13 protein-coding genes are annotated in these 17,236 nt (G+C 41.4%); 8 read left to right on the top strand and 5 right to left on the bottom strand.

Going from position 1 to position 17,236, the window contains the following annotated elements:
* Positions 1-56: 56 nt before the first annotated feature.
* Positions 57-611 carry a hypothetical protein gene (locus tag V7K42_RS20740; protein WP_334919241.1) on the bottom strand — a complete coding sequence of 185 codons (555 nt, stop codon included), beginning with the start codon at positions 609-611 and terminating at the stop codon, positions 57-59.
* 376 nt (positions 612-987) lie between these two features.
* Positions 988-1,626 carry a TetR/AcrR family transcriptional regulator gene (locus V7K42_RS20735; protein ID WP_334919240.1) on the bottom strand — a complete coding sequence of 213 codons (639 nt, stop codon included), beginning with the start codon at positions 1,624-1,626 and terminating at the stop codon, positions 988-990.
* 144 nt (positions 1,627-1,770) lie between these two features.
* On the opposite strand from V7K42_RS20735, the gene V7K42_RS20730 reads away from it, so the two are divergent.
* A complete protein-coding gene (locus V7K42_RS20730; protein WP_094332809.1) occupies positions 1,771-2,658 on the top strand; it encodes a tetratricopeptide repeat protein in 888 nt (295 codons plus the stop codon).
* A gap of 301 nt (positions 2,659-2,959) precedes the next feature.
* On the opposite strand, the gene V7K42_RS20725 is transcribed toward V7K42_RS20730, so the two are convergent.
* Positions 2,960-3,361, bottom strand: a complete 402-nt coding sequence (locus V7K42_RS20725; protein ID WP_334919239.1) for a response regulator — start codon at positions 3,359-3,361, stop codon at positions 2,960-2,962.
* 332 nt (positions 3,362-3,693) lie between these two features.
* On the opposite strand from V7K42_RS20725, the gene gyrA reads away from it, so the two are divergent.
* The 3 genes from gyrA (at position 3,694) to V7K42_RS20710 (ending at position 7,172) form a co-directional block, all read left to right on the top strand.
* Entirely contained in the window at positions 3,694-6,228 is a 2,535-nt protein-coding gene (gene gyrA / locus V7K42_RS20720) for a DNA gyrase subunit A (protein WP_334919238.1), read from the top strand.
* 6 nt (positions 6,229-6,234) lie between these two features.
* Complete coding sequence (locus V7K42_RS20715) at positions 6,235-6,567, top strand: GNAT family N-acetyltransferase (RefSeq protein ID WP_334919237.1); 333 nt, start codon at positions 6,235-6,237, stop codon at positions 6,565-6,567.
* Positions 6,568-6,986: 419 nt separating this feature from the next.
* Positions 6,987-7,172: a chlorophyll a/b-binding protein gene (locus V7K42_RS20710; RefSeq protein WP_094332805.1), complete on the top strand. Its 186-nt coding sequence runs from the start codon at positions 6,987-6,989 to the stop codon at positions 7,170-7,172.
* A gap of 132 nt (positions 7,173-7,304) precedes the next feature.
* Here V7K42_RS20710 and rpoD read toward each other — a convergent pair whose 3' ends face one another.
* Both rpoD and gyrB read right to left on the bottom strand, forming a co-directional pair.
* Positions 7,305-8,474 (bottom strand): RNA polymerase sigma factor RpoD, encoded by a 1,170-nt coding sequence (gene rpoD / locus V7K42_RS20705; RefSeq protein WP_094346204.1) that lies wholly within the window; start codon positions 8,472-8,474, stop codon positions 7,305-7,307.
* Between the two features lie 1,674 nt (positions 8,475-10,148).
* Complete coding sequence (gyrB, locus tag V7K42_RS20700) at positions 10,149-12,086, bottom strand: DNA topoisomerase (ATP-hydrolyzing) subunit B (RefSeq protein ID WP_334919236.1); 1,938 nt, start codon at positions 12,084-12,086, stop codon at positions 10,149-10,151.
* Positions 12,087-12,294: 208 nt separating this feature from the next.
* On the opposite strand from gyrB, the gene miaA reads away from it, so the two are divergent.
* The 4 genes from miaA (at position 12,295) to V7K42_RS20680 (ending at position 17,140) form a co-directional block, all read left to right on the top strand.
* On the top strand, positions 12,295-13,197 hold the full coding sequence (miaA, locus tag V7K42_RS20695; RefSeq protein WP_334919235.1) for a tRNA (adenosine(37)-N6)-dimethylallyltransferase MiaA: 903 nt from the start codon (positions 12,295-12,297) through the stop codon (positions 13,195-13,197).
* Positions 13,198-13,545: 348 nt separating this feature from the next.
* Positions 13,546-15,018, top strand: coding sequence for a glycolate oxidase subunit GlcD (glcD, locus tag V7K42_RS20690; protein ID WP_334919234.1), 1,473 nt, complete (start codon positions 13,546-13,548; stop codon positions 15,016-15,018).
* A gap of 212 nt (positions 15,019-15,230) precedes the next feature.
* Positions 15,231-16,469 carry a glycoside hydrolase family 10 protein gene (locus V7K42_RS20685; protein WP_334919233.1) on the top strand — a complete coding sequence of 413 codons (1,239 nt, stop codon included), beginning with the start codon at positions 15,231-15,233 and terminating at the stop codon, positions 16,467-16,469.
* A gap of 86 nt (positions 16,470-16,555) precedes the next feature.
* Positions 16,556-17,140, top strand: a complete 585-nt coding sequence (locus V7K42_RS20680; RefSeq protein ID WP_334919232.1) for a hypothetical protein — start codon at positions 16,556-16,558, stop codon at positions 17,138-17,140.
* The last annotated feature ends 96 nt before the right edge of the window (positions 17,141-17,236 follow it).

The following is a 17,236-nucleotide window of genomic DNA, read 5'->3' as shown; positions in this document are numbered from 1 at the left end:
ATAAAACTATAACCTGGTAGCCTTTATACTGACAATTCTTTTGGGTTAAGAGTGTTTTAAAGGTTTATTTGCAGTACTAACCCACTAGGAAGTCTGAAATAATCATCACGAACTCTTACTAATCTTCCAGCAGGAACAATTTCCTGACTGGGAAGAAGAATATCTCCGTTGGGAAGTCTGAAGTAACCTTGATTACGCAATCTGGCTATGGATCTAGCAGGAATAATTTGCCCATTGGGATATCTGATATCACCATTACCAAGTCTGACTACTCTGCTATAGGATTGGTTGTCACGGTTCCAATTATCCCGATCTCTAGAGTTTCTGACTTCTCCAGGATAGGATCTGCCGTTGCGGTTCCAATTATTTCGGTCTCCATTTCCATCTTCTCTATAGTTGCGTCTGCCGTCGCGATCGCGGTTCAAATTACTTCTGTTTCCAGGGTTTCCATCTTGTCTATAGTCGCGTCTGCCGTCACGATCGCGATCTTGATTGTTCTGAGCAACAGAGTAGGCTTTCGTTTGGGCACTTGCAGGGGCAGTCAACAGAGTGGGAACAATTATCAGGGTAGCAGCAGCTAATACTATCGATATACGGTTTGGTTTCAACATGGAATTAAATCCTTATTTAGATTAAAGTTCTATTTTGCTTAAGTTCAAATTCAGCAATCTTGGATAGTTGCTTTTGTTTTGGTTTCAAGGTGTTTGATATTTACCTCATCGTATAAATTCATACATAACAATTATCGTTCAAAAACTTTAAACCAATGTATGACCAAAGTCATAAGTAATTCCAGACTTATGTATGACCAAAGTCATCAGTTTTTTTAATGGGGAATAGGAGATGAATGAAAATATTAAATTTAGGAATTTCCAAGGAATAAATTATTCCAAAAAACGAACCACAGAGACGCAGAGAACACAGAGAGAAGAGAGATTAAGAGGATTTTTGCGTCAGTTTTGGAATATTTTTTTATTTGGAAGTCCCTTAATTCTGCATTGGTGCAATTCCTTGCCAGACAATATCCACAAAACTTTGGATAAATGCTGATACTTGTATGGCACGAACTTCAGAATTTAAGTAAATTCCTATTGGTAAATTGGCCGTTTCTATAATGGCTTGAGACGAAATTTGTTCTAAGAAAACGTAGTTCATCAGCGATCCGAGTAAAATATGAGCGACTGTCTGGGGATTGCAAGGGCGAAGGCGATTTTGGTTTATTTCATACTGTAGGAAAGCGGTCAGTGCTTTGACATCTCGTATGGGCCCTGGTTCTTTACCTCCAGGTTCTGGAAGCGCATTGCCTCGCGATCGCAGCATCATAATCTGAGGCAGCACCTCGCTATAGAATTCCATTATTTTGAAGCAAATATTGATTAGATTTTCTTTAAGATTGCCTTTGCCACAAAGAGATTCCAACTCGTTCACCCACAGGGGTTTTTCTGGAATTCCCATCGCCGCAAAAAATAATTCTTCTTTCGTTGAGAATCGCTTGAAAATTGAAGCTTCAGAAATACCAGCCTGTTGAGCAATTTCTAAGGTTGAAGCACCAAATCCATGTTGCAGGAAAACTTGACGAGCCGCTTCTAATATTTGCTGATTGGTGATTTTGGGTATGCGAGCCATAAATAAGTGAGTAATTACTTATTAATATATTGCTTCAGCATAGGGATGTCAAGAGCTAATGACGTAAGATTTTGCTACCGTCAAGAGCGGAGATCGTTTAAGCTAGCTGAAAGATTCTTTGATTAGTGGCTTAAAGGCGGTAATGTGCCTAAACATGTTCGTTTGATTTCTTTTCTAATGGTCTGTAGTTTGTGGAGTATGCCAAAAGCCGCTAACGCGCAGGCATTAATACCCCATACACTGCAACTAGATGGGACAAAGTTAGAGAAGCAGGGGTTGAGTTTGGCACAAGAGGCGGCTCAACTAGCTCAGTTTCAACAGGTTGAATTAGCTTTGCCACGAGCGCGTCTGGCTAGTCAACTGGCTCCGAAGAATGATAAAGTGTGGTTGCTCTTAGGTGGATTGCAACTACAGACCAAAGAGTTTGACGGGGCGATCGCTAGTTTGAAAAAAGCGCAATCTCTCAACCCCAAAAATGGTGATATTTTGTTTGCTTTGGGTTCAGCTAATTTTCAGCAGAAAAATTACCAAGCAGCTGTTGTCAATTACCAAGACGGTTTGAAGTTAAAACCCAACGATCCAGAAGGGTTATTTGACTTGGGTAATGCTTACTTTCTGCTGGGTCGATTGCCAGATGCGATCGCACAGTACGACAAAGCAGTCTCTCAAGATAAAAAATTCTGGCCAGCGCTTAACAACATTGGCTTAATCAACTACGAACAGGGTAATATTCCCGAAGCGATTAAGCGATGGCAATCTGCTGTAACCCTTGATAAACAAGCCGCAGAACCTTTGTTGGCTTTGGCAGTGGCACTGTACACTAAAGGCGATCGCCAACAAGGATTAAGCTTAGGAGAAGCCGCACTCCGCATCGATCAGCGCTATGCTAATTTGAATTTTCTCAAAGAAAACCTCTGGGGCGATCGCCTACTGTCTGATACGAAAAAATTCTTAGAATTACCCCGTATTCAAGCAGCCCTACAGCAACGAGAAAACTCATCATCAGCCCCCAAACAACAGCCTACGCAATAATCAAGGGACTTCCAACTAAAAAAATATCCCATTGCTTTGTAGGTAGGGGGGCAGGCCGCTCTTAGCTGGGGGAGGAACGATCGTGTTAAGTCTGGAAATTGGGATAATTTATTTTTTGGAGTTCCCCAACAGACGCGATTAATCGCGTCTGTTAAATATTTCAACTCATAACTCATGACTTTCCTATTACCCCTTGCTTAACAGTACCTTTTCGTAGTACACCTATACTAACTAAAGACGGGAAATAGTCGCCCAAAAACCTTTGCGGGCGATTATTCCTGAAATCAGTCGTCAATTCTCACTAGTTGTCTGTGGGTAGAAGTGCAATGATTTGGTCAACAAACTGTTGATGGTCAACAACTGGCTTAGAAATGTAGCCATCAGCACCGCTTTGCTTAAGAAAATTCTCGCGATCGCCTTCCATAGCATGTGCTGTCACCAAAATTACAGGTAAATTTGCTGTTTTTGGATCGGATTTTAACATTTGTGTAATCTTGATTCCATCAACAGATTTACCTTGGTAAACACTTCTCGACAGAGAAACATCCATCAAAATTAGGTCGGCTTCTCCTGATTGGGCAATTTTTATTACTTCTTCAACATTTTCAGTATGTTTCACTCCTAAGCCGCCACGCTTGGACAAAATCTTGGAAAAAACGCGGGCATTAATTAGATCGTCTTCGACAATTAAAACAGTTTTCATGAGAATTTTAGTAATAGAGGTAGATGTAAGGATAAGGAGCTTAGGCAATTCAAAGTTAAAAACGAGAAAATGCAGTCATGGGAACTATCCTGGCTATGGAGTCTATACAAATTAAGTGTGCAGCAGATTATCATTCTATTAAAACAGCCACTTGCTATCCGTTCCCTTTTTAATAGTCTATGTACATCCTTGTCATCAAGGATGATACTACTGCTTTTTCTTTTATGACTATCAATATTTTGTTAGGAATCCCACTTCATCCGTTATGCTGTGGTTGCTGCAATATTGAGTTCCGCCAGCTTTTGTGTAGTTAAATTTCAGGGAAAAAACTCATGGCAAAACAGTTAAACCTTCTCTCAACGGGACAGGTAATTCCAACAGCCCTGCACACCGAGATGCAACGGTCTTATCTTGAATATGCCATGAGCGTGATTGTCGGGCGAGCGCTACCAGACGTGCGTGATGGCTTAAAACCAGTGCATCGCCGTATTTTGTATGCAATGCACGAACTCGGTCTAGTACCAGATAGACCCTATCGAAAATGTGCCCGTGTAGTGGGTGATGTGTTGGGTAAATACCATCCCCACGGCGACCAATCAGTTTACGATGCTTTAGTCAGGCTAGTGCAGGATTTTTCTAGCCGCTATCCTTTGCTAGCAGGACACGGTAATTTTGGCAGCGTCGATAATGACCCGCCAGCAGCGATGCGTTATACAGAAACGCGCCTCGCACCCATCAGTCATGAGGGAATGCTGACAGAAATTGGTGAAGAAACGGTGGAATTTGTTGGGAACTTCGATAATTCCCAGCAAGAACCAACGGTGTTACCCGCTCAATTGCCCTTTCTGTTGCTCAATGGCTGTTCTGGGATTGCGGTGGGAATGGCGACGAATGTTCCACCGCACAACTTAGGGGAAATTGTGGATGGGTTAATCGCTTTAATCGACAACCCAGATTTACCAGATGAAAAATTATTCGAGTTAATTCCAGGGCCAGACTTTCCCACTGGTGGAGAAATAATTGGTGAGACTGGAATTCGGGAAGCATACACCACAGGTAAAGGTGGAATTTTGCTGCGGGGAGTTGCAACTCTGGAGGAAATTCCAGCTGCTAGAGGAAGCAAGCGACGGACAGCAATTATCATTACAGAATTGCCTTACCAAGTGAATAAGGCCGCCTGGATTGAGAAGGTAGCGGACTTAGTAAATCAAGGACGTTTGCAAGGAATTTCCGATCTTCGGGATGAGAGCGATCGCGAAGGGATGCGAGTCGTAATTGAACTCAAGCGTGATACCAATCCCCAAGAAGTTCTCCAGCATTTGTATCACCAAACTGCTTTGCAAATGACCTTTGGGGCAATTCTCTTAGCGATCGTCAATGGACAACCCCGCCAGTTAAGTTTGCGTCAACTGTTGCAGGAGTTTTTGAGTTTCCGCGAAGAGACGCTGAACCGTCGCTACAATTACGAGTTAGGGAAAGCTCAAAGTCGCGTGCATTTGGTAGAAGGTTTACTCAAAGCCCTATCTAATTTGGATCGAGTAATTGAAATTTTACGGCAAGCTCCCGATGGAAGTACGGCAAAAATAAATCTTTGTAGCCAACTAGATTTGAGTGAGGTGCAAGGAGATGCAATTTTGGCTATGCCGTTGCGTCGCCTCACCAGTTTAGAACAGCAAAATTTGCAGCAAGAATTTGAGCAGGTTAGCCAACAAATTAGTTCACTAGAACAATTACTCAACGATCGCCGCGAATTACTCAAGGCGCTGAAAAAAGAATTGCGATCGCTCAAGCGCAAATACAGCGATCCCCGACGGACAAAAATCGGAGAGGAGCAAAAGTCTAAGGCAGAGGAGCAGAGGAGCAGAGGAGCAGAGGAGGAAGAGGAAAATCTGAAGTCTTCTGAACCGGCAGAAGAAGCGATTTTAGAATTTACCCAACGGGGTTATGTCCGTCGCACCCAACCATCTGGGAGAAAGTCAAAAACTGAAAATGGTCTGCATGATAATGACTTCATTATCCAAACTGTGTTGACTGACACCCAAAAAGATTTACTAATCCTAACTGGTGGCGGCAAAGTCTACCCTGTGAATGTGGGAGAAATTCCGCCAACGACTGGGCGTTCTCCACGGGGAAAACCTTTGATTACGATGCTCAGTAATACTGCTCAAGGCGCTCAGGAAGCTGTGGTTAGCCGCTTTTTGCTGCCGGAAAATCTCGAAACTCAGCAGATGATTCTTTTGACGAAACAAGGAAGAATTAAGCGTCTGTCTCTGGGAGAATTCACAAACTTGACGCGACGCGGAATCACGATTTTGAAGCTCAAAGACGATGATGAATTGTCATTTACTCAATTCACCAATCCAGGGGCGCATCTGATTTTAGCTAGTTCCGGTGGACGAGTGTTGCGTTTTGCAGCCAATGATGAACAATTACCGATCATGGGTCGCACAGCAATGGGTTTACAAGCATTTCGATTATTGAAAAATCAGCAAATGGTTGGCTGTGTCACTGTCGGCAAAGATGACCAACTACTGCTAGTTACTCAAGAAGGATATGCCAAGCGGATGCCCGCAAGTCAGTTAAGAGCGGCTAATCGCGGCGATTTGGGGACGCAAGCGCTGAAATTTGCCAGCAAAACTGATAATTTAGCTGGTATGGTCATAGCGATGCCAACTCTTGGAGACGCTACGCGAACGGCGGGCTACGCCAACGCATCTGCTGAGGTCGCTTTAGTAACGAATAAAGAGCGGGTGGTGCGGATACCTGTGGAAACAGTGCCGATTTTGGGTAGAGATGTCAAAGGTGAAAGCATTCTCCAACTCAACCGCGATGAAAAAATCATTACTGTTGCCGAAGTGCGATCGTAAATCAGAGTGATTTTCAACTTGCGACAAGCCAACTTGCAGGATTTAGAGGCGCTAATCCAACTGCGTCTCGAACTCCTGCGGGAAGTTAGCGAAATTAAAGGTGACTCTGACACCGCAAATCTAGCAGAAGCAACTCGAAAATATCTTGGCAAAAAAATGCCATCAGGTGAGTTTTTAGCTTGGGTAGCTGAAGTAGATAGTCAAGTTGTCGCTACTAGCGGCTTAGTATTTTTTCAACGACCCCTTTACAACGGCAATCTCTCAGGCTTAGAAGCCTATGTTATGAATATGTATACAATTCCGATGTGGCGAAGACTGGGAATCGCTACAACATTGTGAGAGCAGCTGAAGCAAAACGCCTCTAGCTTCACGCCACTGACGATGGTAAACCTATGTATGAGAAGTTTGGTTTTATCTTGACTTCAAAAGAAATGGAAATTGTCTACTACTGACTTAAATTATCAATATACTTTTAATTTAAAATAATAACATCTATCCAAATAAGGCAATTCACAGAAACTATTTGATAATAGTTTCAATAAATTTATATTGTTTATAAGGCTAAAAATCTGGATAACATTTCTTCTACCTCAGTAAATCTCACTGAAGGTTGATGTTTTAATATGTATAAATAGCTATATCCATTTATGTCAAGGTATGGAAATAAAAGTATAAAATCTGTTGCTTTTCTAAAAATATTTGTTATATTAGTTTACATAAGGCAATAAACCTTAAAAATTAAGTTTGGAGTCAGAACCATGACAAACGTAAGCACAACAAAAGTAACTACTCCTGTAATTGAAGATCGCAACGCTTGGCGCTGGGGCTTTACCCCACAAGCAGAAGTTTGGAACGGTCGTTTGGCAATGATTGGCTTTTCAGCAGCTATTTTGGTTGAAGTTTTTTCTGGTCAAGGCTTCCTACATTTTTGGGGCATCCTATAAGTTTTAATATCTAAGATGACCTATAAATAAAAAAACCTGGAGTGCTAATTCACTACCAGGTTTTTTATTTGTTTGTCATTTGTCAGTCGTCATTTGTTTATTTACTTATGACTAATGACTAATGATTAATAACTACCGAATATATTCCTTGAGAACGCTGTTACGATTTGGATGGCGTAACTTACGAAGTGCCTTCGCCTCAATTTGACGAATCCGTTCGCGGGTAACGTTGAAAATCTGTCCGATTTCCTCAAGGGTCTTCATCCGACCATCATCCAAACCGTAACGCAGTCTGAGGACATCGCGTTCACGGGGGCTGAGGCTGTCGAGGACTTTTTCCAAGTCTTCGCGCAGAAGATTTTTGGAAACTTGGTCTTCTGGTGTTTCACCATCAGATTCAATAAAATCGCCCAACCGAGAATCTTCTTCTTTACCAATAGGCGTTTCTAATGAAATAGGTAACTGGGCAGATTTAGCAATAAACCGCAATTTCTCAATGGTCATTTCCATCCGAGTAGCGATTTCTTCTTCGGTTGGTTTACGACCCATTTCTTGAGATAGTAACTTGGTAGTTTTCTTAATCCGAGAGATGGTTTCGTAAAGGTGAACCGGAAGACGAATTGTGCGGGATTGGTCTGCGATCGCGCGGGTAATTGCTTGACGAATCCACCATGTAGCATAAGTGGAGAACTTATAGCCTTTTTCGTGGTCAAACTTTTCAGCGGCACGAATCAAACCGAGACTGCCTTCCTGAATTAAGTCTTGGAACGACAAACCACGATTCATGTACTTCTTGGCAATTGAAACCACAAGACGGAGGTTAGATTGCACCATCTTATCTTTCGCTCTGCGACCAACATGCAAGCGATAACGAAAAGCTGGTAAGGGCAGTTGGACTGCTTCTGCCCATTCACTATCTCGAGGATCGCGATCCAATTGTTCTGAGAGTCTTTCCCGCACTCTCTCTAATTCCAGCAAATCGGCGATTTTCCGCGCCAATTCGATTTCTTCGTCTGCCCGCAACAGCCGAATTCTACCAATTTCTTGCAAGTAAAGCCGAATGGAATCTTCTGTATAATGCTTTTTCTTGCTTTGTGTCCGACGACGCGATTTAGCGGCTTTTCCAGACTTTGCGTCGTCCTCATCAGTCTGAGGCTCTAAAAATTCATCGTCACCTTCATCGATGATAAGCAAGTCCTCTTCATCATCTATTAAGAGTTCTTCTAACTCGAGCTCAGGCTGATTCATTATTTCTAGGTCAGGCTGATATATGCTTTCGAGTACGTTGTTAGCCTGGTTCATGCCGCGTTCCTCATGCTCCTTGCAGAATCAATTACTCAAGATGTGTTTACTGCTCTTTTAAACGAGCTAATTGTCAACCGAAAATAAGTTTTTTGGCAGATTTGCCAGAAATATTTTCGGACATTTTACACCTCCTGTTGGAGGTTTTTTAGTTTAGTTTAAGCCATCTATAAAAGTGATTTGCTCACCTTAGTAAATGTTATATGTGTTGCTATCACATACTGCTTTCAACTAACTGGTCAAAAAAAATACTCGTCTTTCGAAAAAAATTTGCCACTCTATACTAATGAGTTCAGACTGTTGGCAGATTTTCCTATAAAGACTCTTCCGATTGTAGCCTGTTTCACAGAAATTGCACTCTTTTTGTGTATTAATCATGAACTCTCACAGCAATTGTTAGCCACTATTACCAAAAAGACATTAAAAACGGGAGTTATACCCTTAAATTTTTCTCAACTTTTCGGAATTGTAGTGACGCTCTTATTACATTACAAGGTAAGTATGCTTGCTCCTGCCTGGTTCTATGTATTTTACACAACAATAACTACTTAGAAAAAGTGCATTTTATGTTAACTCAGATGAGAAGTCTTAATCTACCCATTTTTACATTTCCTTCATAAATTACGCATTCCTGAGATTAAAGCTAGTCTTTCGATTGGGTAAATACAACCAGGGTGGTGGTGCTTGCCTTGAAGGAGTTAACCGTCTGCTTACTAATTACCTTAACTGAGGAGTTGAGGCTTTGGCAGAATTGACCTGATAGTAGATCAATTTAGGTTTAACTAATTCAGCCTTATTCACACGTTAGCGCACTGTGGCGATTTCAGCCCTATGAAACTTGACAAACTCTTCTTATTGTATACAAGGATATTTTAATCAATTCAAAAACAATTTGTCCTGTGAACTCGCTAGTATAGTCCTATTTTAGGCAAAAGTTCATTAGATACATACGATACAATAGCGATCGCCACGGCAGTATATGAAGATATTAACAAGTTTTCAGCCAGATGGTGTGTGCTTTCAGTAGCCATTACCCCAAACCGAGAGAATCAAGAAGATTACCTAATGATTTTAGTTACAAAGCTTTTTTGCGTAAAAGAATTGTAAATTTAAATACTTTTATTTCGGTAAGTTTCTGTCATCTTATGATGAGAAATCCTCAAGATACCTATTAATTGCTGTTTGATAGATGATATTCAGTTATTTTATTAAAGGATAACAAATGTGTTTCTAGTTGGGAGACAAAATTAATTAGTTAGTACTGCTTCTCTATAAAACGCTGCGCGTTCGATAATTCGTAATTACTATTGTGTAAGGGTTTTAGACATTTGAAATGGGTAGCTGATTTTTAGCGAACTGTACTAGTCAGTGCAAAGAGTTTTGTCTTGACTAACTTTCCAATAAAATTGGTAGTTTTACTAACACTTAAATATTGAATTTTTGTAAAATATTGACAATAAGCAAATTATATGATTTTCCACTAACTTAGAATTTACCTAAGAGTTAGGGAACAATAAACCGCAGAGTGGATACAATATTTAAAGATTTTTTAGTTTGTCATCAGCCAAAAGAAGTATTTTTATAGCAATTTCGGACATAAAAAAGGTAATGGGTGAAAACGGATCGCTCATTACCAATGTTACAAATTATTCAAGTAGTGTTAGGGAATTGATATTAAATATCTAAATCGGTGAAGTTGAGTTTAGAACCATAAGTTTCGATGAATTCTCGTCTGGGTGCGACCCGATCGCCCATTAAAATTGTGAAGATGCGATCGGCTTCGGCAGCGTCCTCAATTTCGACTTGCTTCATTTTGCGGGTTTCTGGGTTCATTGTAGTGTCCCAGAGTTGTTGTGGCATCATTTCACCCAAACCTTTGAAGCGTTGGATGGTGTAGTTGGCGTTAGCGGGGAATTTGGCGATCGCTTGATTTTTTTCGCGATCGCTATAGCAGTATTCATGATTACGTCCCCGTTCTACTTTAAACAGTGGGGGACAAGCAATATAAATAAAGCCTTGTTCAATGAGCGATCGCTGATATCGGTAGAAGAATGTTAACAACAAAGTCCGGATGTGCGCTCCATCTACGTCAGCATCCGTCATAATGACTACGCGGTGATAGCGCAGTTGGTTAGAATCGAATTCATCACCTTTGACACCTAAACCGAGGGCTGTAATTAACGATTGAACTTCGTTATTTTTATAAATTTTAGCGTCATCGGTTTTTTCAATGTTAAGAATTTTACCACGGAGAGGCAAGATAGCTTGAGTGCGGCGATCGCGTCCTTGTTTTGCACTCCCGCCGGCTGAGTCTCCTTCCACGATGAATATTTCAGATTCGCTAGGATCGCGAGAACTACAATCTGCCAATTTACCAGGTAATGGCGAAGATTCTAGTACTGATTTGCGCCGAACTAATTCCCGCGCATGACGCGCTGCTTCTGCGGCTTTGAAAGCTTGGATAGCTTTATCTAAAATTGAATCTGCGATCGCCGGATGAAATTCTAGATACTCAGTTAGGACTTCTCCCACCAGAGAATCGACAATACCGCGAACCTCGGTGTTACCAAGTTTGGTTTTGGTTTGTCCTTCAAATTCTGGATCTGGGACTTTAACGGAAATTACCGCAGTCAAACCTTCACGGACGTGTTCGCCACTGAGGTTAGTTTCATTCTCTTTAATTTTATTGCGCTTACGAGCGATCGCATTTAATGTCCGAGTTAGAACCGCTTTCAACCCTTCTAAGTGCGTACCACCATCCACGGTGCGAATATTGTTGGCAAAACCCAGTACATTATCCGTATAAGCATCAGTACACCATTGCAAAGAAACTTCTACTTGAACATTGTTTCGTTCCCCCTGCACATAGATAATTTCTTCATGCAGAGGCTGCTTCTCGCGGTTCATGTAGGCGATATATTCTTTAATGCCACCCTTGTAATTGTAGGTTTCTACCTTCGGTGTGTCACTTTTGAGTAATTCCAGACGGTGGTCAGTAAAGGTAATTTTGACACCTGCATTTAGATATGCTAATTCCCGTAGGCGACCTGATAAAGTGATGTAATCAAACTCAATGCTAGTTGTAAAGATTTGGGTATCTGGCTTGAAGGTGACAGAAGTTCCAGTTCTAGCTTCTTTGTAAGCCTTTGTTTGAAGTTCAGTAACTGGGATACCGCGTTCGTAGCGTTGGAGATGAACCTTTTTATCTCGCCAAACTGTAACTTCTACAACCTCAGATAGGGCATTAACAACAGAAATACCAACCCCGTGTAATCCTCCAGAAACCTTATAGCCACCGCCGCCAAACTTACCACCAGCGTGCAGTACCGTCATCACGGTTTCCAAAGCTGATTTTCCGGTGCGCGAGTGAGTATCAACGGGAATACCGCGACCATCATCTGTTACAGTGACGGAACCATCAGCGTTGATATCCACCTCTATATGAGTGCAATGACCCGCCAAAGCCTCATCGATTGAATTGTCCACCACCTCGTAAACTAAATGGTGGAGTCCTCGCGGCCCAGTGGTACCGATGTACATTCCTGGTCTTTTGCGGACGGCTTCCAGACCTTCCAGAACTTGAATCTGATCGGCACTGTAACTGCTCGTCATGTAAACTCTCCTGATGCGTGGGGTTAAACTCGCCTAAAAATAAATAAAAGCAAAAACACTCCAAAATTGTAGCACAAAAGCCTTGCTAGCGTCTGTAGGGCATTTTCAAGAGAAGTTTATACTAGGGTTGCACTACCGTGGAATAGGGGCAAAGGAGCAAGGAAAGAAAACTGATGACCAATGACTAATGACTAATGACTAATGACTAATGACTAAATTAATTGTGATTTGTGGGGCGACGGCAACGGGTAAATCTGGTTTGGCTTTAGCTTTGGCGATGCAGTTGGGTTCTGTAATTCTTAGTGCCGATTCTCGTCAAGTTTACCGTGAATTTGATATTGGAACGGCTAAACCAACTCTGGCACAACAAAAATTAGTGCCACACTATTTAATAGATATCTGCGATCCCACAGACACGATGACAGTAGCAGACTACCAGGAACAAACACAAGCCTTAATTGCTTCTGTTGATGTTACACCACTTTTGCTAGTTGGTGGCACTGGTTTATATATCCGTTCCATTGTCCAGGGGATGAAGATTCCGAGAGTTGCACCACAAATGGAATTGCGATCGCAACTTGAATCTCTTGGTCAACTACAACTCTACGCCATGTTACAACAAGTTGACTCCGTTGCGGCACAAAAGATTCATGCTAATGATTCAGTGCGAACCTTGAGAGCCTTAGAGGTATATTATGTTACTGGATATCCCATTTCAGAACAACAAGGGGAGAATCCACCGAATTATCCGATTTTACAAATTGGTTTGGATTGCAATGTTGAAATGTTGGGAAATCGGATTAAACAGCGTACTGAGCAAATGATAGCAGATGGTTTAGTTGCTGAGGTGGAATATCTTTGTCAAAAATATGGCGCTGATTTGTCTTTGTTGAATACTTTGGGCTATCAGGAAATCAAGCAATATTTAGTTGGGGATATTTCCTTAGATGAAGCGAAAGAATTAACAGTTTTGCATACACGACAATTTGCCAAGCGACAACGTACTTGGTTTCGAGGATATCCCCAAATTGAATGGTTTGATGCGAACGATCCTGATTTATTAGATAATGTTTGGCAGCGAATAAATAAGTTTATTAATTCTAGTAATTAGTGAGATTTATTTGATCATGCAAAGACGCAAAAAACTTTGCATCTTTACAGCGAGTGTCTTAAAAAGTGTCGGGATAGAAACCCATTGCCCGTAGCCTATCTGCTAGTAATTGGTTTAAGGATGGAACTGAAGTAAAAGAATATTGGAGGGATAAATAAGGCAGATAACTTGGTGTTATTTGATGAAATGGAGAACCCATGCTGTTCCATACTTAAATTATGCGATCGCACTTAACATTAAACGTGTAGACTATTACCTTTTACTCACTCTTAGCTGCTATTCTTGCAACAATAGTAATTACAGCTATATCAACCAGCCTGCAACATCTACCTTTAAATGTAAAAACCTATGCTTATCCAAGATAAAAAGCAACGCAACTGGAAACCCATTCTCAAAGCATTCGAGGCTGTCCTTGGCAAAAATGGCGTGGTGCAACGCCGTGAAGAACTCATCACCTATGAATGCGATGGTTTGACTGGCTATCGCCAACGTCCTGCTGTGGTGGTGTTACCCAGAACTACAGAACAAGTTGCAGAAGTTGTAAAAATATGCAACCAGTACTCTATCCCTTTCATAGCACGCGGTTCTGGTACTGGTCTATCTGGCGGTGCTTTACCAGTAGAAGACTCTGTTTTAATTGTCACTTCCTTAATGCGGCAAATTATCAGTATTGATTTGGAAAATCAACGCGCAATTGTTCAACCAGGAGTGATTAATAGTTGGGTAACACAAGCTGTTTGTGGTGCTGGATTTTACTACGCTCCTGACCCATCTAGTCAAATTATCTGCTCTATTGGAGGCAACATTGCTGAAAATTCTGGTGGCGTACATTGTCTCAAATATGGTGTAACGACTAACCACGTTTTAGGATTAAAAATTGTCACGCCAGAAGGCGAAATTGTCGATTTAGGCGGACAAATCCCCGAAATACCTGGTTATGATTTAACAGGTGTATTTGTTGGTTCTGAAGGCACTTTAGGAATTGCTACAGAAATTACTTTGCGAATTCTCAAAAGTGCAGAATCAATTTGTGTGCTGTTGGCAGACTTTACCAGTATTGAAGCTGCCGGAGCAACTGTTTCTGACATCATCAGCGCTGGAATTATTCCCGGTGGTATGGAAATGATGGATAACTTTAGCATCAATGCAGTTGAAGATGTTGTCGCCACAAATTGTTATCCCCGCGATGCTACTGCTATTTTACTAATAGAAATTGATGGTTTAGAAGTGGAAGTGGCAGGAAATAAGCAGCGAGTTACTGAAATTTGTAAAAAGAATGGGGCACGTAATGTTACTTCTGCTAGTGACCCAGAAACCCGATTAAAATTATGGAAAGGACGTAAAGCTGCTTTTGCTGCGGCTGGGCATTTAAGTCCAGATTATTATGTGCAAGATGGTGTAATTCCCCGGACTCAATTACCTTATGTTTTGCATGAAATTGAGGCATTAAGTGAACAATATGGTTATCGTGTTGCTAATGTTTTTCATGCTGGCGATGGCAATCTTCATCCGCTAATTCTTTATGATAATTCTGTGCCTGGAGAATTGGAACAAGTAGAAGAAATGGGTGGAAAAATTCTGAAGCTTTGTGTCCAAGTTGGTGGCAGTATTTCTGGTGAACATGGTATTGGTGCAGAGAAAAAGTGCTATATGCCACAGATGTTTAGCCAAGTTGATTTAGAAACTATGCAATGGGTGCGGCAAGTTTTTAATCCTAAAGGGTTAGCAAATCCTGAAAAGATATTCCCTACACCACGGACTTGTGGTGAAGCAGCAAATGCATCAGCTATCAAGCAATTTGAAGGTGTGGAAAGATTTTAATTGCCGCCAAGTTCATCTTGTTCGCAGTCTTAAAATGGGAACGAGATGAACTCTTATATTTTCCAAAATTAAAAATAGCGAGAATTGTCTGTTAAGGCACATTTATTAATTTACACCTCGGCATAAAATCATCATTTGTTTACATAACCCGGAGGATTATAACTTTATTTTGTAGTTATATATATTCCGATCGCACTAGGTCATGCTTACAAATGAATCGGGTTGCTCGCCGTTGTGTTTCTTACTTAATGTGTTTGGGTTTAGTAGTAATTTTAACAGTCTCTTCAGTCTCTTCACGCCCAGTTTATTCCCAAAAAATAAGTCATTTCACTACAGAAATTCGCGGCGTTTGGCTCACTAATGTTGCTAGTGGTGTGCTATTTATACCTTGGGGTATTAATCGTGCTATAAACCAATTATCAACTCTCAAATTTAATACAATTTATCCTGTGGTTTGGAACCGAGGACATACTTTTTATAAAAGTGCTGTAGCTGAAATGACTACAGGCTCAGATACTCAACCTTTTCTCAAGTTCATGCACGGTGGACAGGATGTTTTAACAAAGATAGTGACGCTTGCTAAAAATAAAAATTTGAGAGTCATTCCTTGGTTTGAATACGGGTTTATGACACCGCATTATTCACAATTAGCAAGGCGTTATCCTGACTGGTTAACAATTGGGCAAGAAGGTATAAAGTCTATCCCAGATGCACCACCGGAAGAAATTGATAATAGTTTAGTAAGTAAACTGGCTTGGTTGAATCCCCTACATCCGCAAGTGCAAGAGTTTATGCAAGGGCTAATTTTGGAAGTAGTCAGGAATTATGATGTGGATGGTATTCAGATTGACGATCATTTTGGAATGCCAGTACAGTTTGGTTACGATCGCTTCACTATTGAACTCTACCAGCAAGAGCATAAGGGCAAAAGTCCCCCTATCGACCCTTTTAACTCAGAATGGATGCGTTGGCGGGCAGACAAAATTACTGATTTTATGGCAGAAATCTATCAAGCTGTGAAGGCGGTAAAACCCAAGGTGAGAATATCTCTATCTCCCAACTATCAAGCTTTTGCGTACAAATACTATTTGCAAGACTGGGAGAATTGGGTAAAAAAAGGTTTAGTTAATGAGTTAATTTTGCAGGTTTATCGAAACGATCAAACCTCTTTTATTGCTCACTTAGAACAACCATCTGTGAAATTGGCTCAAAGTCTAATTCCTGTAGAAATTGGGATATCAACGGGAACGGTACGGAATCCAGTGAAAATGGCACAAGTTAGAGAACAAGTTCAAGCTGTGCGCGATCGCAATTTTGATGGTATCTCCTTTTTTTACTGGGAGAGTCTCTGGGGTTACATTGTACCGGAATCACCCCAACAGCGACGCAAAGCTTTTTTTGAGATGTTTAACACTAAAACTGTCAGACTATTAAAACCAAAGAAACTTTGATTTTGTCATTTGTCAGTCCCCAGTCCCCAGTCCCCAGTCCCCAGTCCCCATTCCCCATTCCCCAGTCCCCAGTCCCCAGTACTTCAATGCCATTCGCGCCGGAAAATACTAGATTTAGCTTTACATTGCTGTGGACTCTCGCTACTTGTGGCGGTTTTTTATTGAGTTTACTCTTTGTTGAAATTGGCGAAAAGCCAGATATTGGGGTGGTAGAAGCGGCTATCGGCTCAATTGCGATCGCACTTTCTCAAGGTTGTCTTCTCAAAGAACCTGTATTCTGCATCAGGTGGATTTTGTCAAGTCTTTTGGGTTGGAGTATAATCACCGCCCTCGGTATTGGTGCGGTAGGTTGGATTGTACCCAGCACTCAGATTCTTCCTATGAGAATCCTGTCGGGAGCGATTTATGGGGCACTTGGCGGCTTGGGGATTGGATTAGCACAATGGCTGGCAATTCCCCAGCCAATGGCTTGGCGATGGATATTTGTCTCTTCAGCAAGTTGGGCTGTTGCTGTCCCCGTGGGTTCTGTTGTGGGGATGATATTACACCGCCTGATGCGGTTATTCTTAGGTGAAGTCATGGGATTAGCCATCACTTGGCTGCTAGTTGGTATCCTCACCGGAATGAATGCTCATAAATTGCGATGCTTGCGGCGGGCTACGCCTACGTAAGTTGAGAGTCAAATGTCAATGAATGCTGCTGTGCAAAGCTTAAAACAATTGCTGAAGCGAAAGACAAGCCACGCAACAATATTTAACTGAAGATGA

It is taken from the genome of Nostoc sp. (assembly GCF_036917455.1).
Lineage (GTDB): Bacteria > Cyanobacteriota > Cyanobacteriia > Cyanobacteriales > Nostocaceae > Nostoc.
Note: the sequence above shows the minus strand (reverse complement) of the source record. Positions and strands in the feature narration are given on the sequence as shown.